The sequence below is a fragment of the Paenibacillus sp. 37 genome, from assembly GCF_008386395.1.
GTDB lineage: Bacteria > Bacillota > Bacilli > Paenibacillales > Paenibacillaceae > Paenibacillus > Paenibacillus amylolyticus_B.
The window spans coordinates 1194371-1220368 of the sequence record NZ_CP043761.1 but is presented as its reverse complement, the minus strand read 5'-3'; the positions used below and the strand labels follow the sequence as shown (position 1 = coordinate 1220368).

Genomic DNA, 25998 nt, shown 5'->3' with positions numbered 1-25998 from the left:
CCAACGCCAATAGGGGAAGCGTTATCAAAATCATGACCTGTTCAAGTCCCTGTTGTCAAAAATCCTAACTTATTCATTCGTCGGGTACTGACTGACATGTCGTTCCATAGAGGAGCGAAATTCGACCGGAGTCATGCCCGTCGTCTTCTTGAACAACATATGAAAATACTGACGACTGCCTACCCCAACATAGTCGGAGATCTCCGAAATCGGAATATTCGTCTGCTGAAGCAGCATCTTGGCCTTCTCCATTCGAAGCATCGTCAGGTAGTCGGTAGGTGTGCGCTTCGTGTGCTGACGGAAAATGCGATGCAAATAGCCTGGATGGAGATTAACTGCTGCCGCGATATCCTTCATCTGAATGTTGCGATCCATATTGTGATGCATGAATTCAATGGTTCGTTTGACATACAGCTCCGCCTGATCTGGAGCGCTCCGGCTCATTTCTCCGCGCAGACGCGCAACACGGACCAGCAACTGGATAAACAACGTACGCACCAACATTCCCTGTTCCGGGGATGACAGATTTCGGGCTTCGCGATGTTGTGCACGGTCCTCTCTGGGAATAACGCCTATTGGGACAGACGATCTTCCCTGCTCCAACAGACCACGCTGATCGAGTTCCAGCACTAGACTTTTCATAATGTGGTACACCTCTTCCGGATCAGGCAGTACCAGATATGGCGAAGCATTAGTGAGTAGAGTGTGAACTTCTTCCTCCTCCAGCGCGAGCTGACGGATGGATAGCTGTCCGGGAGGTGAGCCTGAGAATCCAAATTCCACATTGAGCATCCGGCAAGGCACGCCATCTTCCACCAGTAAACGGTGCGGGACGCCAGCATCGAGCATAATGAACTGCCCCTTTTTCAGAACAGCCTGTTCCGAACTCCCATCCGGCATCTGCACATCCACCCGGCACATTCCCGAAATAATATACATGATCTCCGTGGAATCATGATGGTGATAGGACATACGGTAGTTGTCCCATTGCTTGTAATAATACGCGTAAAAACGCGGCCCGCAATCCTCTGTTCGTAATGCCTCCTGATACAGGCTTCCTGTCCAGCGTTTCGAGATGCTCATGTCTATACCTCCAGTCCTTCAACGATCGATCCTCACTTTTCTCCATTGTAACAATTATGTAGGTTGGATATAAACGTCCTGACTCAAATGATGATTGTATTTTATAATTAGACAAATATATAATTAGTTTTTCATCTAATGATTTGTTTGAACTATTTTTACTTATGGAGGTTTCCAATTATGAGTACCACCTTTCATCTGGTGAGGCACGGCCTCAAAGAACGACGAATCGGTGATGTCCCCCTCACTTCCGAAGGGGCGTTACAAGCCGAAGCCACAGCACTTCATTTTGCCAGAGTTGCCCTTACTGTTACTAAAATTCTTACCAGCCCACTTCGGCGTGCCCAAGAAACTGCAAATATGATTGCCCGCCATACCCATGCCCATATAACCGAAGATCCTCGCCTGCGTGAACGTGCCAATTGGGGAGATTGTCCCGATCAATCATTCGAAGAATTCATTGCGATGTGGGATCGATGCACATCTGACCCCGTTTACATTCCACCCGTGGGAGACTCGGCCAAACAGGCAGGTGAACGTCTGGCCTCCCTCCTGACCGAATTGGCTAATGAAGAGCAGGAGAACAGTAACATTATTGTGGTTGCACATGGAGGACTCATTACTGATTTTCTGGTGCAAACCTTTACCGAGCGCGAGCTTAACGTCTTGCATTCCGATTTTATAGCTATGCAGAACCAATTGATCCCTGAGTGCTCTATCACCACACTAATCCATGATCAAGGAAACTACACCATTGAAGCGTTCGCTTCAACCGAACATCTAGAATTAACGGATGCACAAGAATGACGTAACATGATTGCCGGGAACATACCAGGCTCTATCCCCAACTCCCTCAGATCCTCATGTAAAAAAGCTCTGAAGCCTCCATGTGCCGAGACACATGGGAGACTCCAGAGCTATAGAGCACTTCAAAATGCTTTAGTGCCTACTCGTAAGCATTGACGTCGCTTCTTTACGTTACAAATCTGATCGAGTTTTACGCTTTCTTACTATTGCGGATCCGGCCTGTTTATTTTCCGCCCTTACCTGGCGTGTAGAACTTAGGTAGCGTTACCTTCGACCAGTCGATATCCGATGCCATGTAGAAGGACGGATAGGAAGGCTGGTTGTATCCACTGTTCTGTCCGGCAATGCCCACGCGATACATCGCATCATGCATCAACGTATACAGCTTGCGGTCTGTCTTCTCGGTACTCAGATAGATACGGATCGCTGAGCTGTCCGTGGTTCTCACCAGCATCTCTTCCCGCCAATCCCCGAAAATATCAGCTACGAGAGAAGGTGTACCTTTGGTGTGATTGTTGGTCAATGTGCCTGTTGCCGTCAGCAACGTGCCACGATTCCAGTCTTTGATGGTTGGGGTAACATCAATCGCACCATCTACGATCTGTGTCGTCATATCACCAGACCAACGGATATTCATATTCGTCCCCGGTGCTTGATCACTGATTTTCTGCCCCTGTGCTGTCCACAAGCCTACAGCCCATGTCTCCAGACCGCGACGGGTTGGATCAACATCACCCACCATGCCGCGTCCCGTATCTTTCCCTGTGTATCCGCCATAGATTACTTCTCCGGTCTTCGCATCCCTTAAGGAGTAGCCATATGGCGCCCACGGACCACCCTCGTGAACCATGAATATCTCAAGTCCCGGACGATCCGGGTCGATATCTGCCACATGAAGTGCATCTCCATGACCCAGACGGGCAATCGTTCCCGGGGCAGCACTTTCGGCTGGCATCAGGTCTGTGGAGCTGTACAACACGCTGCCGTCATGATCAATTGTAGCGGAGCCATAGATGATCTCCTGTTTGCCGTCTCCATCCACATCCGCCACACTGAAATAGTGCGCACCCTGAGTTGTGATGGAACCATACTGCGGATCTGTACCATCTACGCCGTGTGGTCCGTCATTGAATGGGTTCTTCATCGGCGTCCAGCCGCTGTCCACTTTCCATTCCTTTTTCAGCTTCTTGCCGTCCCAATTGTAGGCAACCATCGTCGAACGTGTATAGTATCCGCGTGCAAAGATTGCAGACGGTTTCTTGCCGTCCAGATACGCCACGCCTGCCAGGAAACGGTCTACCCGATTCCCGGGTTCGATCCGTGCCATCGCATAATCGCCCCACATCAGACCGTCATCATGACGCTCAGGTTCATAGGGAATGGTTTCCAGCTCTTTACCTGATTTCCCTTCAAATACCGTAACGTACTCCGGTCCGTCCACGATAAAACCCTCAAACTTACGCAACTCATTTCGGTTGCTGCGTTCTACCGCATAGACATCAATGAAGTAGTCGGCCAGGCTCTCGGCATCCTGCTGAGATAATGGATAGTTATACTTTTTCTCCATTCCGAAAGCCTCTTCCAATGTCGCAGGACAGTTGCCCTTCACAACCTCTTCGTGTTTATGCCAGTTTCTGAACATATCCACCACGTGATCGTAGTAACCGTCAGCACTTAAACGATAATCATCCTCGTTCTTCACGCCTGCCTTGCGGTCTTCCTTCGGTAAGGTGATATACTTCTCGGATGTCACTTTTCCTTTTTTGTTATATTGGATTATTTTCGTGCCCGGAGCAGTCTTGAACATCATCTCAGCCTTGCCATCCCCGTCAAAATCGTAAACAAGCATCTGTGTATAATGAGCACCTGCACGGATGTTGACCCCAAGATCGATTCGGTACAGCAACTGTCCGTCCAAGGTGTAAGCATCAATGTAGGTTTTACCGGTGTATCCTTTTTGCGATACGTCCTTGGCGTTGGAAGGGTCCCATTTGACGAAAAACTCATATTGACCATCCCCGTCCACATCCCCCACGCTCATGTCATTGGCGGAATACGTATAGGCTTCTCCGGCCGGCGTCACGCCATCAGCAGGTTTTTGCAGTGGAATATCCACATACCCGTTCGCCCAAGGTTTGACGGATGCACTGCGTTTGCTCTCCTTGCCCTTCTTGTTCACCGCTGCCACTTCATAACGGGAAGACGATTTGCCCGTTGCATCTACATAGTTGGTGCTGTCGGTGACGGTAGCGATCTTTTTGCCATCACGATAGACGTTAAAGTCCGTACCTGTCAGCCCTTTGTCGCTATACCCTGTAGCCTCATCACCCAGCAATCTCCAGCTGAGAAACACACCTTCAGATGTCGAAGCAGCCACCAGACCTCGATCCAGATATTCCAGTTGAATCTCTTTCATGTGACTGCCCCCCTTATGTGATTGCAGGCCAGCCTCTGTCGCCCCATTACCGTTCGAAGCTTCCGCTCCCGTAACGCCAGCTGTTCCTCCAATGAGCAAAGCTACGCTAAGTGCCGAAGAGAGCACCTTGGCTGCAAGTGGCATACGAGCCTTCCTGCGACCGGATTGCCGACCTGACACCGATCCTTTATGTACCGGCGTTGTTGTTCCTGAGTTCATCCACCTTCACGCTCCTTGAGACAGAATAGGTGACGCATATACACATTGATGATGATTGGACGTTCGTTAATCCACACAGACCTTCTTCTTCGACGGACGATACCCGCCCGTAATGATTACGCTTACAAAATTAAAAAAGAGAAATCAGCTTGCCCGACTACCAGAGTGCCGTCCCCCTTCCATTCTCTTTCCAATCGGAGCGAGGAGATCCCGCCCATCGGGTTCTATTATAGACATCCTGCCTGCCATACCCTAGGCAAATATCCGTCCAAAACGATTAATAATCAGTGTTTTTAGGAGTCATTTGGAAAATCAACCCGATGACGCTTCGGTCGGAAGGGTGATTTAAGCTCACCGCCAAGTTTTTTCTAACGAGTCTCACACACCCTATTGGGGCGTTAAACTCCAACAACGAATCCTAACGAATCTCAGCAACCTTATTTGGACCAAATCGGGTCTAAACGGGGCAAAATCCACCCAAATTAACTGAATAGCGTGTCTACGATTCGTTAGAATTTTCAACTGTATCAATTCAACTAAATAGTGTGCCCTCTGTTCGTTAGAAAGAAAGAGGGTTGCCCCTCCCCTTGATTATTTTCATGACCAGAGGACAGCCCAGCTTAATACATCCGCTCTCACTTCCTAATTTCGGATCCTCAAGCGATTCTAAATATATTTCTATGTGAGAACTTCAATCTAGAATGACTCTTGTAATGCATAGCAAAAAACCGCAATCCTCTAACACACTGAGGATCACGGTTAAGACAGTTACAAGTAAAGTTTAAGGCTCAATGCCCCATACCAGGTTTCCACCTTGATAGAGTGTTACCTTGTTCCAATCCTGATAGGATGTTTTCGTTGGATCGAAAGAGTAGTCATTCGTTTCGTCAAAGTTGGACCAGTCTGTTTTGTACATGCGAAGCTGGATGTCCCCAGTCTGTCCACCAGCCTGAATGCTGCCAGCGCCAGATGTGAAGCTCAGCTCAACGTACGAGTCTGTGAAGGTCCGCTGGATATTGGCTCCGCCAACTTGAGCGTAATCGATGGCAGAATCCATCGCAGCTGAGCCTTCTTTGGAGAAGTAATACCGGATTTTCAGATCACTCAGATTCACAGCAGTACTGCCCAGATTTTTGATGTTGAAATACGGTTTGATCTGGCTATCTTGAGCATTGGTATCTCCAGCACGATATTGCACGACAAGATCACTCGTTGGTACAACGACACTTTGAGGTGTCGCGGAAGCTACAGCGGAATTGGCACTTTGCCCTGCTGCATTCACTGCACTTACCACATAATGATACGTTGTGCCGTTCGTGAGGGCAGTGTTTGTGTAGGACGTACCGCTCACATTCGCCGCAATCGTTGTGAACGGACCTGTTGCACTCAGTGCGCGTTTCACATCATAACTTGTTGCACCTGTAGAAGCGGTCCACGTCAGGCTCACCTGCGCATTGCCTGCAGTTGCTGTGAGAGCAGTCGGTGCAGCTGGCGCCGTTACACCTGCAACGGGTGTAGCTGTTGCTGTTGCAGAGTTAACACTTTCACCTACTGCATTTGTTGCCGTTACCACATAATAATAGGTTGTACCATTGATCAGACCGGTGTTGCTGTAAGATGTTCCACTTACATTAGCTGCAACTGTTGTGAATGGACCTGATGCACTCAGTGCCCGCTTCACACTATAACTTGTAGCCCCTGTGGAAGCAGTCCACGTCAAGGAGACTTGAGCGTTACCGGCAGAAGCTGTCAATGCTGCTGGTGCTGCCGGAGCTGTTGTTCCACCCGGAGGGTTGCCTCCACCGTTACTTGCAGGAAGTACAGGGAATGCGTTTTTCACCAGTGCCACGAATTGATCATGGAACCAGTGACCCGATACCGGAGCATTAGGCAACGCACCTGTTAATACACCATCCCGAGTTGTGAAGGTTGGATCACACATCCGGTCGAAACCTTTGCCTTCGTTATTCGGAATTTCGGAGCTGGAGCCATCGGATTCACCCGGAGGTTTCACCCATACATAAGCATCCAGATGCGCTGGTCCTGGTGCAGCCTTAGGTGCTTCACCAATACCTGCGCCACTGGCATTACACCAGTTCCCCCGATGCTCCCGGCGATCTACACGTCCGGAATTCACATAATCATTAATGTTGCTGCCCGTAGCGGATGCTGGACGGTCTACCCCGCCCCAGCCGTTCCGGCTAGTATCGATCAGGAAACCTGTGCTGCTTGGCCAGCCGGCTTGTACGAAATCGGCATACAGCGCAGCAGTGAAATCGGTTTCGTCAAAATAAGGATTCCACTCATAAAACTTGGCCGATTTAATCGGTTGTCCACCGATATTGAGATCCGGGTTGGACAGGTTCGGCTCTCCCAACGGTGTGGTGTTCGCTGTATTCGTAATGAAACCATCTGCACTGCTCAGACCCGCGGCTGTCCCTTGTACAACACTTGTATACAGCGCGACTGCTGCAGAGCGGTTGTTATCCCAGCCAAGCCAGCCAGAGTGACCGATATCCAGATAGTTGTACACATTCGGAATGGCGTGCAGCTTGTCCAGTGCATACTTCACACCCGCCTCATAGATACCTGTTGAGCTGGCTTGACCACAAGCTGGTGTACTCAGGTTGGTCACAAGGTTAGGCAGACTGTCCGGTTCAATGACAGCAATAATGCGAATATCCTGATACTTCGGATCTGCGAAGATATCTGCGAGCACATCAATATAATCCGTTTTATAGGTCTGCAGTGCCGCCTGTGTTAGTGGAAGTTCACCATTTGATGCAAGTGCATGACAATCCCGTCCGGGCAGATTGTAAATAACAAACGAAGCGGTGATCGGTGTACCCGGTTTCTTTTGAGCGAGAACGGCATCAAGATGTTGCTCTACACTTTTGCGACCAGCGTTGTCCGTACCGCCATAGATTGCAGCAATCCGGTCAACCCATACTGCGGTTGGATACGATTTGACGGTCTCCATCTTGGCCTTCAACGACGCATCGTTGGTCAGTGCAATGGACGTATCCACGAGAGCTGAATAGTCCTGATTCAGATAGGCCGTTGCCCCTACAAATGGATTATCCACATGTGCTTCAGCCGCCTGAGCCAAGCCTGGAGACAGTCCAGGGAAAATCCCCGCCGCGAGCAGCGTTGCTGCCAACATTTGCTTTACACCTTTGCGCAGGATCTTCTTACCTCTCGATTTGGTTTTCAATTTAGTCTTCATAGTTCCACCTTTCCTTTAGTTAGATTGGGTTGTACTCATGTCTGATCCTCTGTGTCATTATGATGCTTAGCACGAAGAGAACGTTCGGATGAGTTGGTTGTATCACCTCCAAAAGAAATGGTTGTATCACTGGAATCTTGAGCAAACAAATGGTGTGTGAGGGCGAATCATGTGAATGAGTATAATATGGTGGGTGTGGTTGAACGTGTGTTAGACATGAAGAAGTGTGAAAAATGACTTATGGGATGTCTGAATCCTAAATTTGGTAAGCGCTTTCTTCAAACAGTTAAAAAAAAGGCCTTCGCCTATCCATCTACAAACATGATGTTTGGTGTCACCTCCTTATGTTCTGATTATACGACATGTAAATTTTACTGTAAATTGAATTATATAAATTTAATTATATTTTTTTCCATAATTCAGGCAGGATTCTGGACATCCCTTGCTCCAAAAGACACACGAGGTCCATGCTGGCAATCTGCCACAATGAACCTCGTGTTTTACAATGCCGAATTTACCCGCTCGTCTAGCTAGTCATTACATATAATGCCTTATTCTTAAATTCCTACATCTAAGGCAAAACGACAATGTCTCCCGGTTTCAAGCCACTAACTACTTCCGTCTTGTCCCCCGATTCCATTCCAGCCTGGATCGTCAGCGGCGCGGTCTGTCCATTGCCCTTGTCTAACAGTACGTAAGGCTCGGTCTGATCCCGCATAATCGCCAGGCTGGACACAACCGTCACTTTATCCTTCCGCATCGTCTCGATATCGCCTTCCAGACTCACGCCTCCATACATTCTGGCGTCAGGCTTCAGATCAATGACCACGTCAAACTGGGATGCTTGCTTGAGGTCCGTATCCGTACTCTTGCGGGCGAATTTGGATACCTTGCTCACCTTCCCGGTGAATTGCAGGTCTTTCTGTGCTGTCATTCGCACCTTAACTGGCATGCCCACCTTGAGCCTGAACATTTCTTCCTCACCAACAATCGTCATAAATTTCAGTTTGCTGATGTTTGTAATGGATCCGATCAGCTGTCCTTCCGTCACCACACGTGTCTTGCTATCCTCTTCATTCATCTGAAATATACCGGAAGCGGAAGCATACACAACAGACTTACTTATTACTGCCTGCTTTTTCTGTATCTCCTTCTCCTTGAGGACCAGCGCTTTTTGATTCAATTCATTCGTCAGGCGTTTACCTTCCCGATCTGCAAATGCCTTCTTGCGCTCCTCTTCCGTCACGCCAAGCGTCTCACTCATATTCGCCTGATCCAGGCTAACCTGATTCATCTTATTTTCCAGCTGGGCTTTCTCCAGATCACTCTGCAACTGTTCTACTTCTGTTTGTAACGTGGAAGTGTCGAGGGTAAACAGGATATCGCCTTTGCTCACCTGCTCACCACTTTTCACGTGCCACTGCTTGATGTTGGAAGCATACGGAGCGAAGATATCCGTCTGATCGGTGTATACGGATTTCCCTTTCACCTGTATCGTTTGCGTCATCGTTTCCTGTGTCACATCAAAAGTAATCGGGGGCGGAATCTCTATAGGTGCCTCCGGTTTTGGCTTGTACTTTTCATACAACCAGTACCCTGCACCTGCCAAAAGTACAACGGTGATGATGATTTTAATCCATTTCTTCATGTGCCCAATTTCCCTTTCGCTGATAAAATTACATTGATTTGATCACAGTTAATGCATTGGTTCGAGATGCGCTGATTGCCGGATATATACCTGATACAATGCCAACCAGAACAGCAAAAACGATGCCGAGTGGCAGAGCGGATTGCTGAATAACGACGGTCATCGGACCATTCATCTGATCTGCCATCTGACTCGCCAGCAGACTGTTCACCCCGCCGAGGGCAGCAAAGGCAATCCCCACACCAGCCACGCCGCCCATTAATCCAAGCATCGCTGCTTCCGTAATAAACATCTGACGGATCTGCCACAGATTTGCGCCCAGCACCTTCATCACACCAATCTGTTTACGACGCTGATGCGTAGACATAATCATCGCTACAATAATGGATAATGAGGCCAGCAGCATGATAAAACCGCCGATTCCCAATGCCGCTTTTTGGTACATTGCCAGTTGACCTGACATCGCTTCTTCCTGGAACAGATTACTCTGTGTATTTAAAGTCAGCTTTTTAATCTGTTCTTCCACCTGGGATACATAACGTTTGTCCTCAACCTTGACCAGAGCCGAGTTAAGATGCTTGGCCGCACTGCTGTCGGCCTGCTGTAATCCAAGCTCATCCTGCAATGCACGAGCTGTATCGAGCGGCAGATATACTTTTTTATCGTTTTGAGCGCTCATCTCATCCATGTTGGAAGGCTTCGTCAACTCTCCAGACACGCGTATAGAGCCACTCATTTTGGTTTTGCTTGCATTCGCATAATCTTCATATCGGAACTGAACCAGCTGCTGAACCAGCTGATCCTGCTTGGCGGACATTTCCATAAACTGTTCCAAAAGCTCGTTGTTATATGGATCAGCATTCAACTGCTCGAATAACTTCTGAGTTACTTTGGGGTCCACGAGTCCGAATGCAGCCCCATAACTGGTTACCGCCATACGACCATCCTCTGCCCCACGTCCCTCAGCATACTTGTATCCAAACCCGCCCAGGGTCTCCAGCTGGGTACCAATGACCTCAACATACGTGCTGCGACCATCCGGAAGCACCATTTCCAGCGAATCCAGCTTTAACATGGGAGCCACGGCAACAACATGGGGAAGTCTTTGGATAATCTGAATCTTTTCCAACGTCAATGCTCCCCGTTCAAACTTCGATGTCTGACTATTCCCCTTGCCGTTCCCGGTACGTATGCCTTCATTGGGCGTAATCGTGATTTCATCCATCTTGTAATTGTCGTTCAATGTTTTCTCGCTATAGGTCTGTACGGACTGCCCCACGCTAAGTGCAATAATCATGGCGGCAGAACCAATGGACAGCCCCATCATACACAGCAGTGTGACCATTTTTCTGCGAATGATCTGTCCCCAGGCCATACGTGCTACATCCCGTATTCTCACATTTCCTCTCCTTTTGCCTCAAACTTCCCTTACAGCCTCTTCGACCAGTATTCCATGTTGCAGTGTAAGCACAACTTGCATCTGCTCCGCGACCTCTGCTTCATGTGTCACAATGACAAAGGTTGTATTCATATCCCGGTTAAGCTGCTGCAAAATCGCAATAATCTCTTCCTCCGTCTCGGTATCCAGATTCCCGGTAGGCTCATCTGCAAAGATAACCGAGGGTTCGGTAATAAGCGAACGTGCAATACTGACACGTTGTTGTTGGCCGCCCGACAACTGGGACGGGAACAAGTTTGCTTTTTCACCCAGTCCCACTTGTTCCAGCAACTTCAATGCTTTTGCTTTGCGTTTCGAAGGGCTTATCCCCATAAACACCAAGGGTAATTCTACATTTTCCCGGATCGTAAGATTGGACAGCAGTTCATAGGATTGAAAAATAAACCCAATATGACTGCGCCTGAACTCAGCCAGGCGATTTTCACTGAAACGTACAATATCTTGTCCCGCAATGAGAATCTTGCCCTGATCCGGTTTCATCAGCCCCGCCATCAGATTCAGCAGTGTGGATTTACCCGAACCAGAACTGCCCAGCAGGGCTACCATCTTGCCTTCTCCAATCGTCAGGTTGATATCCTGAAGCACCGGCACGGTTCCCTGGCCATTGCGGAACGAGTGGGATAATTGTTCAACTTGAAGCATTACTGCATTTCTTCCTTTCTACTTGCTAAATATGTACAGAGGTTGTTCAAAAAGCCCGCTTTTGATTACGAAGGATGTCTAATGACATCATCAACATCGAATATAGAATTCAGCCGAAATGTCCGTTGCTCACGTAGTTTTCCCTACGCTCTGCTACTCCATTTCTAGCTTCATCCCATCTTCTCGGTACTGAAAACCAGTTTTTTTGAACTTGTATGTAAAGATTCGCGTAGCACATTCCCTTTTATTATAGGGTGGAGATGTATCCGGGCTGGCCGGAGTTGTATCCAACTTGTAACATGTCATAACAAAAAGACCTTGTCCGCAGAGCAGCTATCACTCCATCAGACCAAGGTCTTATATTCGTATACCTTCCGCAGCTTACCAGGCTCTGAAACTAAAGCGGTACATTTCACTTTTATCCACTGAGCTGCTTACAGCAAATAATTCATCGTCATTCCATTTCAGACTGATGAAGTTATCAATATTGCGATAGATCACCGTATCCGACGAAATTTTGCTGTCATTCAGGTAGGCAACATGCAACTCATTCTTCTGATTCTGACTGTCCATCGGGAAAAAGTAAGCTATTCGGGATTCATCTGCATCCAGATCGAAGCTCCAGATCGAACCTTGTAATAACAGATCATACTGCTCCTCTGCTGCATGATACCGATACAGGCCCTGTACCTTATTCATCGTTCCCTGGATGAGCATGTCACCATTTTTCAGCAACTTGTACTGTTGAATGTCTTCCATTGCAGCATACGCCTTCACTTCATGCTCATCCTCAAGCGATACACGATAGATGGCATACTTGTCTTTCAGCATCACCAGTATATAAAACTGCTCGTGATCCCCACTGACCTGCAACACATCCATAACGATAAACGTATCACTCGAACCTTTCCCTTGTCTTGGTCCTGTGAACATGCTCATCAGCTCTTCATACGTGTAGATGACATGACTCTTCCCCTGGCTCAGATCAACTTGTTTAAATGACAGATCATCCTGACCGATGTAGGAGTCGTTCCCTACAAACACTCGATAATACGAGTTGTCGTACGGAAGTTTGCGACGTTCCCCGCTCTGTATCATATACTCATACGTTGTCTTCTGCGTCTGACCTGCCCGATACTGGGAGTATATGATTTTTTTGTGATCCGGACTGATCGTTACACCGTAATCCGTATTAGCCGCAATGTTCTTCACTTCCTTATCATCCAGATGCAGGAGAGACAGCTTGAGCCCTGAATAGGAAAATTCCGGTTGATTAAATATAATCGTATTCCGGTCTAACACTTCAAAATCAAAGATCGCAAAGTCATTTGGAATCTTGGTAGCCGACTCGATCTGAATCGTACTGCTAGGTGGTGGTGCCAGACGGCTGTTGAACTGCTCACTTGGCAAAATCACCGTTCTTGGTTTGAGATTTCCGAGACTGAACAGGCTCCCAATCCCAAAAATTCCGCTGACAAATGCGATCAACAACCCTGACAGCATCAATCTGTCACGGTTTTTACGCCAAAATCCAGGATGTCTCATGCGTTCATTTCCCCCGGAAGACTGATATTCACTTGTGTCCCTTCCCGCATGATGCTCTTCATCTCCACAGTTCCTCCATGACGCTCAACGATGTTCTTCACAATAGACAAACCCAGTCCGGCACTGCCTTTCTCGGCCCTGTTGATTCCTTTATCCTGGTAAAAGGGTTCAAATACATGCTGGAGCGCTTCAGCGCCGATTCCTTCCCCCTGATCTCTTATCACAATAGCAATAGAATCACCTAACCGGAAGGACTGTACTTCGATAATGGAGTTCACATCACTGTACTTGACCGAATTATCCAGGATGTTGAGGAAGACCTCCTTCAACTTATCCCGATCTCCCTGTAAATACTGATGTTCCTCCAACTCATAGTGGATGCCTATATTGTACTTGCTCGCCTTAATCGACATGTCCTCGCAAGCTTCACGAATAATATCTGATATATCGATACGTTCGAACCGGTATGCCTGAATGACCGCAGAAGAGACCGACACCTCCAGAATATCCGCAACCATCGTGTTAAGACGCTGGCTTTCCTTGATGATATAATTCATGCCTTTGTCGAAAAAGTCCTGGTCGGTAAATCCGTTATCCCGTAAAATCTGGGCGTATCCCAGAATCGTCGTTAAGGGTGTCTTCAATTCATGCGTCACATTATCAAAAAAAACTTTGCTTCGCGCCTGTACTTGCTTCACTTCGTCCCGCTCTCGCTCAATCACATCAATCTGCTCCCGTACCCGATCAATCATGACGGTGAAGCTTGAAGCCAATTCACCGATTTCATCCTTGGTTGTAATCTGAATGTCCGCATTCAAACTTCCATGGGCCACTTCCGCAGAACGTTTCGTCAGTACACGGATGGGTTGTGTAATTTTCCGGGAAATAAAGATGGATGCGATAAATACAAATACAAAAATAACCGCTGCAAACAGCTTGATCGTATTCTGGAACCGGAGATTGCGTTTGTACAAGTCGGTGTAATCCTTCTCCAACTGCACAATTCCAATCAATTGTTGATCCATCTGAAGCGGGAAGGACAGACTGGAGGTGACCCGACCTTTATCCACAACTGTGGTATAAGCGATCCGGGATTGTATGGCTTCCTCCACATCAGGATGATCAGAGCGCTTAGCAACGTTAACCTTGCTACCAGCAGATCCGTAGGGCGAAGCATCGGGACGGTATACCGTAATCTCCCCACCAACGGCTGATCCAATCTGCTCCGCGAGCTCGCGACTTCCTGCTTCGAGCGAGTCTCTGCTCATGCGTTTATTATGAATCAAGAAGTACTGATTCAGCGCGATATCCAGATTTCTTTTGGATTGCACCATATCCTCATGCACTTCCCGGTACATATTCTCCTGGGCTACCTTATTGGACAGAATCAGCAGGACGGAGAATCCGATAAATACAATGACCGAGAATAGCACCACCATTTTAAACTGGATCGTCCACTTCATGTCTGTACCTGAATATTCAGCTTGTACCCCACACCGAATACCGTTTCAATCATCGAAATACCTTGCACACCACTATCCAGTTTCTTACGAATCCGTTGCACATGAATGTCCACTGTTCGGGTATCCCCTGCAAAATCAAATCCCCATACCTTATCCAGCAGTTCAGAACGTGTATGAACCTTACGATGATGGGTCACGAGAAATAACAACAGATCATATTCTTTATTCGTGAGTCCTGCCCGTTCCCCGTCTTTCCACACTTCCCGTTCATCCTTGCGGATCTCAATATGCTTGCCTAGCCTTACCACCTCATAGGACTGATTCTCCAGTGTCTCGCTGATCAGATCAATCCGTCGAAAAATCGCCCGAATGCGCGCAACCACCTCACGGATATCAAAAGGCTTCGTGATATAATCATCCGCCCCAAGCTCCATGCCAAGCACCTTGTCCAGCATGTCCGACTTGGCGGTAATCATGATGACGGGTATCTTGGAATTCACGGATAGTTGCCTGCACACATCAAAACCACTCATGTCTGGAAGCATCAGATCCAGCAGGATCAGATCCGGCTTCGAATCCCGAAGCAGATCCAGGCCCTCTTTTCCCGTAGCTGCTTCCTTGATCTCAAATCCTTCCTTACGTAACGAATAGGACAAAATATCGCGAATGGACTCCTCGTCCTCAATAATTAAAATCTCTTTTTGTCTCATGATACTTTCGTAATCTCCCTGCTCTATGAATTTCCTTCATCTGCCTTTATTTTGTATCCCAAGCCGTATGCTTGAATAGAGGGAAGCACGAAATGTTACAACTCCGATACAACTCTGAACCTTTTGGAAACAACCTCCCGATATACTTGAATCATAAGAGACTTATACCAGACCGGACCCAAGCCTGATCTGTATCCAAGGGGGATTCACATCATATGAACAGCACACAAATTAATGATGCTTATGTCAACTATAAATCAGAAATCACAAGGTATCTATCCCATATCGTCAAACAACCGCAAGATGCAGAAGATCTGGCACAGGATTGTTTCATTCGACTAATGAACGTTACCGTGGATATCCCTGAAGATCGCATTCTCTATTATCTCAAACGCATTGCCCGTAACCTGGCGATGGACAGCTTCCGCAGGCGGACCCGTACACTCAGACGAGACAGTCGTCTAGAGGTGCCTACCCATCACGTCGATACATCCCACCTTGAAATTAGCGAGGGTGTTCATGATCTTGTCTCCCATATTAACAACACCGAACATCGTAAAATATTAGAACTTCGGCTCATCCATGGATACTCCATTAAGGAAACAGCAGAGCTGGTGAACCGTAGTGAAGGTATGATTAAATCCTCTGTCTTCCATGCCGTCAATCGAATTCGGGCCAAAGTCATCTCATAAGAGATGGCTTTTTATTTGCGTAAAATCAATATACACGCAGAAATGAATGGATTATGACGGGACCGAAATACCTATGGATATGTCAAAAGACCCAATTTTACAAATATCGAGTTAATTTTTACAAATTGTTATGACTATGTGAGATTTTCGTGTGGTAGAATATGGACGAACTCATGAATCAACTAATATTTGGGAGGGATTTGGTTGGGTAAATTAACAGGTATGCGAGGAGTATTTTTAAAATCACTCCTGGCATTGTCCATGGCTTTGCCGCTTCAGATCGGATTATGGAACGGAGATGCATCGGTTCATGCGGAAGGACCGACAGACCCGGCACCGTTCATCCAGGCAAAGGTTGTGAACCAAAATGCAGGTAAAAAAGTATTGTTCGACAACTCTCACGGCCAAACGGCTGGAGCTGCAGACTGGGTCATTGATGGAGGTTTCTCCGACTTCGGGAATGCACTCGCGAATGATGGTTATTATGTCAAAGAACTTCGCAAGACAACTCCATTTACCTATGATGATCTGAAAGAGTATAACGTATTCGTTATTGCAGAGCCTCAAATTCCTTTCAAAACATCCGAACAAGCAGCACTCAAACAATATGTTGAAACGGGTGGCAGCATCTTCTTTGTTGGAGATCACTATAATGCTGACCGTAACAAAAACCGCTGGGATGGCTCTGAAGTCATCAACGGCTATCGTCGGGGAGCATTCGAAGATCCGGCCAAAGGCATGAGCACAGATGAGCGTAATTCTGAAGCGATGCAAAATATAACCAGTTCGGACTGGTTGTCCGATAACTTCGGCGTACGATTCCGCTATAACGCACTTGGCGATATCAATGCCAATATCGTTGTACCGGCAGATCAAGCCTTCGGCATCACAGAAGGGGTGTCGGGTGTAGCCATGCACGCAGGTTCAACACTCGCAATCACTGATCCGGAAAAGGCAAAAGGTATTGTTTACTTGCCAAAAACCAACGCAAAATGGAATAACGCGGTAGACCAAGGTGTCTACAACGGTGGCGGGATCGAAGAAGGTCCTTATGTGGCTGTATCCAAGCTGGGTGCAGGTAAAGCTGCCTTCATCGGTGACTCCTCTCCAGTAGAAGATGCATCGCCAAAATACTTGCGTGAAGAGACAGGCACACGCAAAACGACTTATGATGGTTTTAAAGAAGCTGATGATGCCGTATTGCTCGTGAACACGGTGAACTGGCTTGCTACACAAGAGAACTACACGGACTTCACTCAAGTAAACGGACTTGAACTGGATACAGCTACAGCGCTGTTGCCATTCGAAGAGCCGGCTGCTTCTACAGAACCACAGGCTGAACCTTGGGCCGCACCTGCTGCCGGATACAAGTGGTACGATCGTTCCACGTTCAAGGCTGGTTCTTACGGCGGCCCTGCATCTAGCGCAAATGCTTCTTACAGCTTCGTGAAACAGGATACGCTTCCGAATGCAGAAGACTTCCAGATTCGTGTCGTTGTGGAGAACATGGCTCCAAACACAACCGTATCCGGTTATAGTGCTGGTATCTATCTGACTGGCGGAACACAGGTAGCCATGATTCAGAATGAAAGTGGTACTTGGCCGACATCGTACGGTTACAGCTCCACATTCAGTGTAACCTCGGATAGCCAAGGTCGCGGGATCAAAGATCTGAATGTACGTATCAAACCGGGTACAACTGGCGCTGCGAGCTTGCGTCTGCGTCTGAACGGCAGTAACCTGATCACCAATGCCGTGACTGTTGGCAATGTGCCAGCTGAACAGCTTCCGGAAGAAGAAGGACCGATTCCAGCAGCGATTACCGTTGCTGAAGCACGCACCAAAGCTGTCGGTACTACCGTAACCATCGAAGGTGTTGTAACGACAGAACCAGGTGCATTCGGTGGACAAGCCTTTTATCTTCAAGATGAAACTGCCGGAATCTACGTATTCCAGCATACTAGCGGCTTCCATGCTGGTGACAAGGTGAAAGTAACAGCAGCAACAACCATCTATAACAGCGAGTTCGAGCTTACCGATATCGTTTCGATTGAGAAAACAGGTACGGCTTCCGTACCTGCTCCAATCGAGGTTACTGCAATTACAGATGCGAACCAAGGTCAACTGATTCAATTGAAAAATGTAACGATCGAGAATATCATCAGTGCTACACCAGTTGGATCTTTTGAATTCGACGCGGTAGCAGCAGATGGAACAAGCACACATATCCGTGTAGATACCCGTACAGGTGTGACGGAGACTTCCTTCCCTTATGCTGCTGGGGACAAAATTGATATCACAGGCGTTTCCGCTATTTTCAAAGATGTATATCAATTGAAACCTAGAAGCTTGAATGATTTTGTACCTGCTGAAGAGCAAGGTGGCGGCGAAGTGCCTTCCACTCCAGCTGCAGGAGCACCGGGTAAACCGGTGCTTTCTTCTGATAATGGATATACCACTGGCCTGTTCGAAGGTTCGTATAACGTAAGCATGAACCTCTGGTGGGGCGAAAACGGTTCCGAGTACAAACTGTATGAGAACGGCGTTCTGATCGATACACAGAAGTTGTCTGCGGCTTCACCATCGGCTCAGTCCTCCAAAACAGCTATTACAGGTAAAGCCAACGGTACGTATACCTACGTAGCCGAGCTGACCAATGACAAAGGCACAACACGCAGTGACGTGCTGACGGTACAAGTAACCAATGCTGCTCCAGGCAAAGCTACGTTGTCCCAAAACAACTGGGATGGTGACGGCAACTATAACGTATCCATGAACCTCTGGTGGGGTACAAACGCAACCGAATACCGTCTCTATGAGAATGATGTGTTGATTGATACACAAACTTTGAAAGCCGCTACACCTGCTTCTCAAAGTGCTACAACTGAATTGTCGGGACGCGCTAACGGAACGTATACGTACCGTGCTGAGCTGATCAACGCGGCAGGCGTAACCAGCACAGAGACGATTACGGTTCAAGTGACCAAAGCGTTGCCTTTGGCTAGCTAAGTCTCAGTTAAAGAAGCCTAACGTTTAAACAAGCAACTAAAAAACCGAAACCAACATTGCCTGATTCACAGGGCAACATGGTTTCGGTTTTTTTAGGTTCATTTCAAACGTTCAGGCTCATATCCATTTCTCACAAATATAATGCTGTTCCATACCGCAGAACAAGCGGCCACGACGATGACACTAATAACAAGAATTAAGTTCATCTGTGTAATCGTATAACTGCTTCCTGTGAAAATGATCAGGATTGCACTGAGCCCAATATTTTCTTTGTTATGTTTTTTAAACTTCTGAAAGATCATTCTGTACAGCAATAGGAGTACCATAAACCCAATCCATATATATTGAAATAATTCCATAGGTCACCTTCCTTTCGAAAAACTCATTTCTTGTATGGATATCTAAGAGGAGTATTAATTAATATCCTTAATTCCCTTTATATAGAAACCTATTAATCTTACATGTATTTGGAAAATAATTCAATCATTGTGATGCATATTCTTTGAATATTCTTATTCCTCGACGGTTGGCTGAGCAACAAGAATGCACCGTCTTTTTTTGCAGACACAAAAAAAGACTATCCCCTGCCAATATTCTGGCACCGAATAGCCCTCTCTTCTTCCTCTATCAACTTATCTTAATTTTCATCTAATATATTCGTAGCTCCACATTAACTCTATACCAACTTCTTACGAATATACCCCGAGATCAAGTCGATGATCGTGATCATCACGATAATACCCAACAGGATTATACCTACTCGCGGCCAGTTCCGGGTGCTGAGTGCAAAGATCAGCGGTGTACCAATTCCCCCTGCTCCGATTACACCCAGTATAGTCGCGGAACGTACATTAATCTCGAAACGATACAACGTATAGTTCAGGAATCCAGGCATAACCTGCGGCAGGATGGCAAACCACAACTGCTGCATACGATTGGCTCCGGAGGCGAGCAGCGCCTCAGATGGACCATAGTCGATATTTTCAACTTCATCTGCGTACAATTTGCCTAACATGCCTATAGAGTGCAATCCAAGGGCGAGTACCCCTGCAAACGATCCGGGACCTACTGCCTTGATGAACAACAAGGCCATGATAATCTCAGGGAACGTGCGGATAAAGCTCAGTACCATTTTACCTGCACCCGAGATGGAACGATGCCCACTCATGTTACGGGCAGACCAAAAGGCAAACGGAATACAGAGCACAGCCGAGATTACGGTGCCCAGCACGGAAATCGCCAGTGTATCCAGCAGTCCTCGCAGCAGGTCTTCCCCCTCAGGCAAATATACAAAATCCCAATCCGGTGAGAAAATCCCGGCTACAATGGCCTTCATAATCTGAGCAGCGGTTTCCTTGAAACCAGTAAACGGTACACCAGCAAGCGCCCAGACATACACAAGGATCAGCAGTAATACAATAACCCAGCGTAGCGGGTTCTTCCGTGGTTTAGGCCGGATGCGGCTTGTTTCATTTTTCATCATAGCAATTTCTCCCGCAGCTTAGTACTTACATAATCAATGACCAGAACAATGACAAGGGTAAACAGAATGATTACGCTGGTCTTGTCATACTCCAGGAATCCAAGTGTTGCCTCATAGTAGAGTCCAATTCCTCCGGCTCCCACCAGTCCCAGAATGGCAGCGGCACGTATATTAATTTCGAAGGCATACAGCACATAGGATGTGAACTGGGCAGCCAGTTGCGGCACCACGCCATATACAATGAGCTGAATCCGGTTCATACCCACAGCCGTCATCGCTTCCAGCGGCCCCTGATCAATGGTTTCCAGTGTCTCATACGTCAGCTTCGCGATCAGACCTATCGAGAACACAGCCAGTGCCAAGATTCCGGGGATGGGCCCCAAACCAAATACAGCAACGAACAAAGCAGCAAGCAACAGATCTGGCACGGTCCGAATCAGGTTCAGCAGAAAGCGCGCCGGATAGTAGATCCAGCGACTTGGCATCAAGTTACCGGCACAGATGATCGAGATCGGGATCGCAATAATCGCACCTATGGTAGTTCCAATCAGGGCCATTCGGATCGTTTCCAGCATGCCTTGCACGATATTATCAAAGTAACTCCACCGGGGTGGGAACATCTCCTTCAGCAGATCCAACATGTTGGGAAAACCTTCAAACAACTCCGTAAAGCTGGCATCCGTCTGTTTCGCACTTGCCCACAATAAGAGCAGAATGATAACTAAGGTGAGCAGATGTTTCGTACGCCCAGGCGGTTTTGGGCGATTCACAACCTGAGCCGGGCTGGAACCGGGTTCCTTCCCCACTCCGCCTGAATTCTGAAATGGAACGTTGGACTGCCCCTTCATACCACAACTTCTCCCTGCTCATGCACAGCCTGCTTGTCCAACAATTCGTCAGCCAGAATCGGTCTGCCGTATATTTCTGCAAAGCGCTCATCCGTTGCCTCTTCCACCGGACCGTCGAATACGACCTCGCCTGCTCTCAATCCGACAATACGGGTCGCATACTCTCTCGCCAGATCAATAAAGTGAAGGTTGACGATCGTGGTAATCCCTAGGTCTTGATTGATGCGTTTCAGGTCATCCATGACCTGCTTCGTTGTAAGCGGGTCGAGTGAAGCAACCGGTTCGTCGGCCAGAATAATTTTTGCTTCCTGTGCCAGTACACGGGCAATAGCCACACGCTGTTGTTGTCCACCCGATAGCTGATCTGCACGGGAATAGGCTTTCTCCGAAATATTCACACGATCCAGCGCAGTGAATGCCAGTTCAATATCCTCTTTTGGAAAACGTCCCAGAATGGTACGCATGGTGGAATGATATCCAACACGTCCAGCGAGTACATTACGAAGTACACTGGACCGTTTCACCAGATTGAAACTCTGGAAGATCATGCCGATGTCACGTCTGATCATACGTAGCCGTTTGCCTTGCGCCTTTGTGATGGAACTTCCGTTAATCAGAATCTCGCCCTCACTAATGTCGTGCAGTCGGTTAATGGAGCGTAGGAGCGTTGATTTACCCGCACCGGACAGACCCACTACAGCAATGAATTCACCCTGCTCAAATTTCAGATTAATATTATCCAGGCCTTTGGTGCCGTTAGCGTAAGTTTTGGTAACGTTATGAAGCTCAATCATGACAATATCCTTCTTTCATTCATAATGATCAACCATACATGAGTCCTTGTTATAATGGCACAAGCCAGCGCAGCGTAGATCACGCTGAACTGGCCTGTCCATTGCTACGATTAAGCTGTTCCCATCCAAGAGAGCGACTACAAAGTGAACAGATCCCGAACTACTTTGGATCAGAATTATTCACCTTTCACTTTTTCGCCGTACTGGCGAACGATCTCAAACTTGCTATCATCGGACTCTACATAACCTTCATGCGTATAGATTTCTTTGATGATCTGGTGACCTTCCGTATCTTTACCGATATCGATGAAGGCTTGTTTGATCTTCGCAGTCCAATCGGCATTCATGTCTGTACGAACGGCAATGGTATCGTTAGGAATAGGCTCAGTGAACGCCAGTACACGTGTATCTTCAAATACAGTCGGATAGTCTTTGGCTACCGTGTTGCGGGCATCTTGGAAGATAGCTGCCGCATCAACGTCACCGTTCAATACAGCGATAACACCCTGGTCATGACCTTTCAACGTTACAGGTGTTACATCTTTCAATGGATCAATCCCTCTGTCGAGCAACAGACCTGCTGGCCATACATAACCTGCGGAAGACGTTACGTTTTGGTAAGCCACTTTTTTACCTTTAAGGTCTTCGATGGATTGAATCGGTGAGTCTTTTTTCACGATAAACATGGATTTATATGAATCTGCCAGTTGCTCTGTTGGAGCACCTGTCTCATCATTTACACCAAAACGTTGTGCTTGCAAAATAACTTGTGCAGCGCCTTTTTCTTTAGCCAGTACATAAGCTGTCGGAGGCAAGAAACCTACGTCTACTTTGTTGGAAGCCATTGCTTCAATAATTGTGTTGTAGTCGGTGGATACGCTGACTTTTACCGGAATGCCCAGTTTGTCACCAAGCAGCTTCTCCAGCGGTTTCGCTTTGGCTTCAAGCGTATCTGCATTCTGGGAAGGAACAAATTGAACCGTCAATTCCGTTGGTACATAACCTTCGACAGCTTTCTCTGTCTCTGCCGTAGACGTACCGGATGCATTCGAACTCGCATTATCCCCGTTAGCCGAACCTGTTGTACTACTACTAGACCCACAAGCACTCAGAAACAGAACCAAAATCAACAATGGTAAAAATAAAGCAGACTTCTTCAAACGAACACCCTCCAAAGAGTTTCTATTTTTCAGTACTTATCTACTATAGTTGCCAAATATTAGCGCGATGTGAAACGGAATTTGGAGTTTTGTAAAGTTTCCTGTCAGGCTGTCAGCGGGACTTGTATCTGTTAGAATAGGCTCATTATGGTTGAAGATATAGGAAGAACATCGGAGATAACGGCATAACCTTCGGTTCTTCAGCCTTTTCTGTCTTCTCCGTTTTATGGCAATTCCATATATCTGAACTTATATATTAGAGGAGATTGTAAAATGACATCCATAAACCATACGGCAAGCTTGGACATTCTGTTCACCAGTGATCTGCACGGGGCCATCCGCCCCATTCATTACAATACCAACGCTTACCGCCCGGCTGGACTTGCCCTGCTGGCTTCCCTGATTCGTAAGGAACGTGAACGTGCACCTGAATTGATGCTGGTGGATAACGGGGATCTGCTGCAAGGATCACCCTTGGCCTCTTATGCAGCTTCAAAAGGAACTGCTGAGGGTCACCATCCTTTTATTACAGTACTGAATGAACTCGGTTATGATGCTGCGGTGATGGGAAATCACGAGTTTAACTATGGTCAGAATCTGTTGCGTGGAGCAGTTGAAGCTTCCAATTTCCCTTGGCTGTCTGCCAATATTGTAAAAAATGAGCATCCAGACGTACCTGCCTTCGGTCCTCCGTATCTAATCAAAACATTGTCTACGGGTGTCAAAATTGCCCTGTTGGGCGCAACTACGCATTACATTCCAAACTGGGAGCATCCAAAAAATATTGAGGGGTTACAGTTCCTTGATGCCTTGGAGACTATCCGTGCATGGGTTAACTATATACGCGAGCATGAACAACCAGATGTAATGGTTGTCAGTTATCATGGCGGATTTGAGAGTGATCTGGAGACAGGAGAACCCACCGAACGGTTAACTGGAGAAAATCAAGGATATGCCATCTGCCGGGACATCGAAGGCATCGATGTGTTGCTTACCGGACACCAGCATCGTCAGCTTACCGCTAATATTCATGGTGTAACCGTCATTCAGCCGGGCTTCAGTGGAAATGGTGCGGGGCATGTCTCCGTTCAGTTGGAACAATCATCGGGCGGCAAGTGGCAGATTACAGATAAGAAGGCTCGGTTGTTACTTCTGGATGAACATCATGAGGTTGAACCTGATGCAACCGTCATGAAACTGACAGATGATCTGGAAACTGAGGCACAAGCATGGCTTGATCAATCCATTGGCGAGGTGGCCGGGGATTTATCCATCACCAATGCTACGGCTCTGCGACTCAAGGCACATCCATTCATTGCTTTTGTACATCAAGTGCAGATGGAAGCCACTGGAGCGCAGCTCTCCAATACCGCCATGCTGAGTGAAGAAGCTCGCGGTTTCGGGAGTCACATCACCGTTCGAGACGTGTTATCCAACTTCATCTATCCTAATACTCTGACGGTGCTGGAGCTGAGTGGTCAGGATATCCGGGAGGCACTGGAACAAACGGCTCGTTACTTTGAAGTGAATGCTTCTGGTGAGGTGGCAGTCAATCCGGCTTATATGGAACCCAAACCCCAACATTATAATTACGATATGTGGGCTGGCATGGAATACGAGCTGGATATCTCCCAACCTGTAGGCAGTCGAGTTGTGAAGTTAGAACGTGAGGGCAAGCCAATGGACATGAATGGCATGTACTCTGTGGTGATGAACAGCTACCGCGCTGCTGGCGGCGGGGATTATGCGATGTATCCAGGAAAAAAGGTACTGCATGAAGGTGCCACGGACATGGCCGCACTGGTGGAGGATTACATCCGCAGACACCAGCCGTTAAAAGTGGAGCAGGCGGATAACTGGAAAGTTATTGGAAGTTAAATGAGAAAGAGCGGGTCCTGTGATCAGGATCTGCTCTTTTGTTTTCAACCTATTGCTTACTTGTTCTTATTGAACTATCCTGTCCCTTCTCGTTATCCGACATATTGAAGAATTAACTGATATAAGGCTATGGAAAATCCTAGAATACTTGCTTTCATTTTAGATGGATGATTTCTTTCGCTGCGAATCAAATAAAAGAAAATCACTATAAATCCTAAAGGAATCCATAGCTCAAAGACACCTTTTGTTGTACTTTGAGAATAAATTGGAGTAATGAACGTACTAATCAAAAAATAAAAGAAAACCGTAAAACGTCTTGTTTCTAATTGCTTGCTCCACCTTACCAGAAAGAAAAGAATAATGATTGCGATAATCGTAATGTGTAAAGGGGGTAGAAGAATAGCACCATTTCCAAATCTGAATTCCATTCCACATTGCCCTCCTCTCTTTTAAGGCATCACTTCATTAGTATGAAGCATATCGTTCCCATAAGAATCATTTTACTTTATTGCTACTTCACTAACCTGTCCATTGAACAAAAAGAAAGCCATAATATAGTCAGAAATAAGGATAACGATTAGAAAAGCAACTAACCAGACCAGAAATAAATTGGCAGTTGCCACAGCCCATTTGTATTTGCCGGAATGATAGAACGCCCAACAAATAAACGAGACTAACACACCAATTGGATACGTAGCCATGAGGCCTGATGTTATAATGTCCAACAATGGGTGATTACTCGACTGACTGTAGACATATGTGTATAGACCCATTATCAACATAAAAGGATACGGCAAAAGCGTAATAGCATAGATGATATTGAAGAAAATAAGCCTGTGTGCGACTTTTTCATTTTTCAATTCACTGTTGACCCCCCCCTTAAAAAATAACTTATTCCATTATATCCATCTTCTAA

Annotated in this window: 19 protein-coding genes; 4 read left to right on the top strand and 15 right to left on the bottom strand. The window is 47.0% G+C overall.

Translation table 11 applies throughout. The features are described from left to right. Nucleotides 1-69: 69 nt before the first annotated feature. Entirely contained in the window at nt 70-1083 is a 1014-nt protein-coding gene (locus tag F0220_RS05390) for an AraC family transcriptional regulator (protein WP_149846327.1), read from the bottom strand. A gap of 180 nt (nt 1084-1263) precedes the next feature. On the opposite strand from F0220_RS05390, the gene F0220_RS05385 reads away from it, so the two are divergent. Beyond that, nucleotides 1264-1890: a histidine phosphatase family protein gene (locus tag F0220_RS05385; protein ID WP_149846326.1), complete on the top strand. Its 627-nt coding sequence runs from the start codon at nt 1264-1266 to the stop codon at nt 1888-1890. Nucleotides 1891-2113: 223 nt separating this feature from the next. Here F0220_RS05385 and F0220_RS05380 read toward each other — a convergent pair whose 3' ends face one another. From F0220_RS05380 to F0220_RS05345, 8 genes are all read right to left on the bottom strand, one after another. Further along, nucleotides 2114-4450 (bottom strand): rhamnogalacturonan lyase, encoded by a 2337-nt coding sequence (locus F0220_RS05380; protein WP_149846885.1) that lies wholly within the window; start codon nt 4448-4450, stop codon nt 2114-2116. 856 nt (nt 4451-5306) lie between these two features. Continuing rightward, nucleotides 5307-7751, bottom strand: coding sequence for a glycoside hydrolase family 6 protein (locus F0220_RS05375; RefSeq protein WP_188310520.1), 2445 nt, complete (start codon nt 7749-7751; stop codon nt 5307-5309). A 571-nt stretch (nt 7752-8322) separates the two neighbouring features. After that, on the bottom strand, nt 8323-9399 hold the full coding sequence (locus F0220_RS05370; RefSeq protein ID WP_149846325.1) for an efflux RND transporter periplasmic adaptor subunit: 1077 nt from the start codon (nt 9397-9399) through the stop codon (nt 8323-8325). Between the two features lie 28 nt (nt 9400-9427). Continuing rightward, nucleotides 9428-10798, bottom strand: coding sequence for an ABC transporter permease (locus tag F0220_RS05365; RefSeq protein WP_091015771.1), 1371 nt, complete (start codon nt 10796-10798; stop codon nt 9428-9430). An 18-nt stretch (nt 10799-10816) separates the two neighbouring features. Continuing rightward, nucleotides 10817-11500 carry an ABC transporter ATP-binding protein gene (locus tag F0220_RS05360; RefSeq protein WP_091015773.1) on the bottom strand — a complete coding sequence of 228 codons (684 nt, stop codon included), beginning with the start codon at nt 11498-11500 and terminating at the stop codon, nt 10817-10819. Between the two features lie 381 nt (nt 11501-11881). After that, on the bottom strand, nt 11882-13045 hold the full coding sequence (locus F0220_RS05355) for a hypothetical protein (protein WP_091015774.1): 1164 nt from the start codon (nt 13043-13045) through the stop codon (nt 11882-11884). Beyond that, nucleotides 13042-14508: a sensor histidine kinase gene (locus F0220_RS05350; RefSeq protein ID WP_091015776.1), complete on the bottom strand. Its 1467-nt coding sequence runs from the start codon at nt 14506-14508 to the stop codon at nt 13042-13044. Before F0220_RS05350 ends, F0220_RS05355 begins: the two co-directional genes overlap by 4 nt. Then, nucleotides 14505-15218, bottom strand: coding sequence for a response regulator transcription factor (locus F0220_RS05345; RefSeq protein ID WP_036606313.1), 714 nt, complete (start codon nt 15216-15218; stop codon nt 14505-14507). Before F0220_RS05345 ends, F0220_RS05350 begins: the two co-directional genes overlap by 4 nt. A gap of 215 nt (nt 15219-15433) precedes the next feature. On the opposite strand from F0220_RS05345, the gene F0220_RS05340 reads away from it, so the two are divergent. Both F0220_RS05340 and F0220_RS05335 read left to right on the top strand, forming a co-directional pair. Next, entirely contained in the window at nt 15434-15910 is a 477-nt protein-coding gene (locus F0220_RS05340; RefSeq protein WP_076253376.1) for an RNA polymerase sigma factor, read from the top strand. A 222-nt stretch (nt 15911-16132) separates the two neighbouring features. Then, on the top strand, nt 16133-18919 hold the full coding sequence (locus tag F0220_RS05335; RefSeq protein WP_411157708.1) for a DUF5689 domain-containing protein: 2787 nt from the start codon (nt 16133-16135) through the stop codon (nt 18917-18919). 98 nt (nt 18920-19017) lie between these two features. Here F0220_RS05335 and F0220_RS05330 read toward each other — a convergent pair whose 3' ends face one another. From F0220_RS05330 to F0220_RS05310, 5 genes are all read right to left on the bottom strand, one after another. Next, a complete protein-coding gene (locus F0220_RS05330; RefSeq protein ID WP_149846323.1) occupies nt 19018-19278 on the bottom strand; it encodes a hypothetical protein in 261 nt (86 codons plus the stop codon). A gap of 317 nt (nt 19279-19595) precedes the next feature. Then, nucleotides 19596-20402: a phosphonate ABC transporter, permease protein PhnE gene (phnE, locus tag F0220_RS05325; RefSeq protein ID WP_017690380.1), complete on the bottom strand. Its 807-nt coding sequence runs from the start codon at nt 20400-20402 to the stop codon at nt 19596-19598. Continuing rightward, nucleotides 20399-21250, bottom strand: coding sequence for a phosphonate ABC transporter, permease protein PhnE (gene phnE / locus F0220_RS05320; RefSeq protein WP_091015781.1), 852 nt, complete (start codon nt 21248-21250; stop codon nt 20399-20401). The genes phnE (F0220_RS05325) and phnE (F0220_RS05320) overlap by 4 nt, the downstream gene beginning before the upstream one ends. After that, nucleotides 21247-22044 (bottom strand): phosphonate ABC transporter ATP-binding protein, encoded by a 798-nt coding sequence (gene phnC / locus F0220_RS05315; RefSeq protein ID WP_062837418.1) that lies wholly within the window; start codon nt 22042-22044, stop codon nt 21247-21249. The genes phnE (F0220_RS05320) and phnC overlap by 4 nt, the downstream gene beginning before the upstream one ends. A gap of 176 nt (nt 22045-22220) precedes the next feature. Next, nucleotides 22221-23219 carry a phosphate/phosphite/phosphonate ABC transporter substrate-binding protein gene (locus tag F0220_RS05310; protein ID WP_397376322.1) on the bottom strand — a complete coding sequence of 333 codons (999 nt, stop codon included), beginning with the start codon at nt 23217-23219 and terminating at the stop codon, nt 22221-22223. 258 nt (nt 23220-23477) lie between these two features. Between F0220_RS05310 and F0220_RS05305 the strand changes: the two genes are divergently transcribed. After that, nucleotides 23478-25082, top strand: a complete 1605-nt coding sequence (locus F0220_RS05305; RefSeq protein ID WP_149846321.1) for a bifunctional metallophosphatase/5'-nucleotidase — start codon at nt 23478-23480, stop codon at nt 25080-25082. Between the two features lie 92 nt (nt 25083-25174). Here F0220_RS05305 and F0220_RS05300 read toward each other — a convergent pair whose 3' ends face one another. Further along, the gene (locus tag F0220_RS05300) at nt 25175-25510 is read right to left on the bottom strand and encodes a hypothetical protein (RefSeq protein WP_149846320.1); all 336 of its coding nucleotides are present in this window, start codon (nt 25508-25510) and stop codon (nt 25175-25177) included. Nucleotides 25511-25998 lie beyond the last annotated feature (488 nt).

What these genes read in the sequence shown, in the direction of transcription:
- F0220_RS05330 (WP_149846323.1), bottom strand. Translation starts at nt 19,278, where the DNA reads ATGGAATTATTTCAATATATATGGATTGGGTTTATGGTACTCCTATTG.
- F0220_RS05385 (WP_149846326.1), top strand. Translation starts at nt 1,264, where the DNA reads ATGAGTACCACCTTTCATCTGGTGAGGCACGGCCTCAAAGAACGACGA.
- F0220_RS05370 (WP_149846325.1), bottom strand. Translation starts at nt 9,399, where the DNA reads ATGAAGAAATGGATTAAAATCATCATCACCGTTGTACTTTTGGCAGGT.
- F0220_RS05305 (WP_149846321.1), top strand. Translation starts at nt 23,478, where the DNA reads ATGACATCCATAAACCATACGGCAAGCTTGGACATTCTGTTCACCAGT.
- F0220_RS05350 (WP_091015776.1), bottom strand. Translation starts at nt 14,508, where the DNA reads ATGAAGTGGACGATCCAGTTTAAAATGGTGGTGCTATTCTCGGTCATT.
- phnC (WP_062837418.1), bottom strand. Translation starts at nt 22,044, where the DNA reads ATGATTGAGCTTCATAACGTTACCAAAACTTACGCTAACGGCACCAAA.
- F0220_RS05335 (WP_411157708.1), top strand. Translation starts at nt 16,133, where the DNA reads ATGCGAGGAGTATTTTTAAAATCACTCCTGGCATTGTCCATGGCTTTG.
- phnE (WP_091015781.1), bottom strand. Translation starts at nt 21,250, where the DNA reads ATGAAGGGGCAGTCCAACGTTCCATTTCAGAATTCAGGCGGAGTGGGG.
- F0220_RS05380 (WP_149846885.1), bottom strand. Translation starts at nt 4,450, where the DNA reads ATGCCACTTGCAGCCAAGGTGCTCTCTTCGGCACTTAGCGTAGCTTTG.
- phnE (WP_017690380.1), bottom strand. Translation starts at nt 20,402, where the DNA reads ATGATGAAAAATGAAACAAGCCGCATCCGGCCTAAACCACGGAAGAAC.
- F0220_RS05390 (WP_149846327.1), bottom strand. Translation starts at nt 1,083, where the DNA reads ATGAGCATCTCGAAACGCTGGACAGGAAGCCTGTATCAGGAGGCATTA.
- F0220_RS05355 (WP_091015774.1), bottom strand. Translation starts at nt 13,045, where the DNA reads ATGAGACATCCTGGATTTTGGCGTAAAAACCGTGACAGATTGATGCTG.
- F0220_RS05340 (WP_076253376.1), top strand. Translation starts at nt 15,434, where the DNA reads ATGAACAGCACACAAATTAATGATGCTTATGTCAACTATAAATCAGAA.
- F0220_RS05345 (WP_036606313.1), bottom strand. Translation starts at nt 15,218, where the DNA reads ATGAGACAAAAAGAGATTTTAATTATTGAGGACGAGGAGTCCATTCGC.
- F0220_RS05360 (WP_091015773.1), bottom strand. Translation starts at nt 11,500, where the DNA reads ATGCTTCAAGTTGAACAATTATCCCACTCGTTCCGCAATGGCCAGGGA.
- F0220_RS05375 (WP_188310520.1), bottom strand. Translation starts at nt 7,751, where the DNA reads ATGAAGACTAAATTGAAAACCAAATCGAGAGGTAAGAAGATCCTGCGC.
- F0220_RS05300 (WP_149846320.1), bottom strand. Translation starts at nt 25,510, where the DNA reads ATGGAATTCAGATTTGGAAATGGTGCTATTCTTCTACCCCCTTTACAC.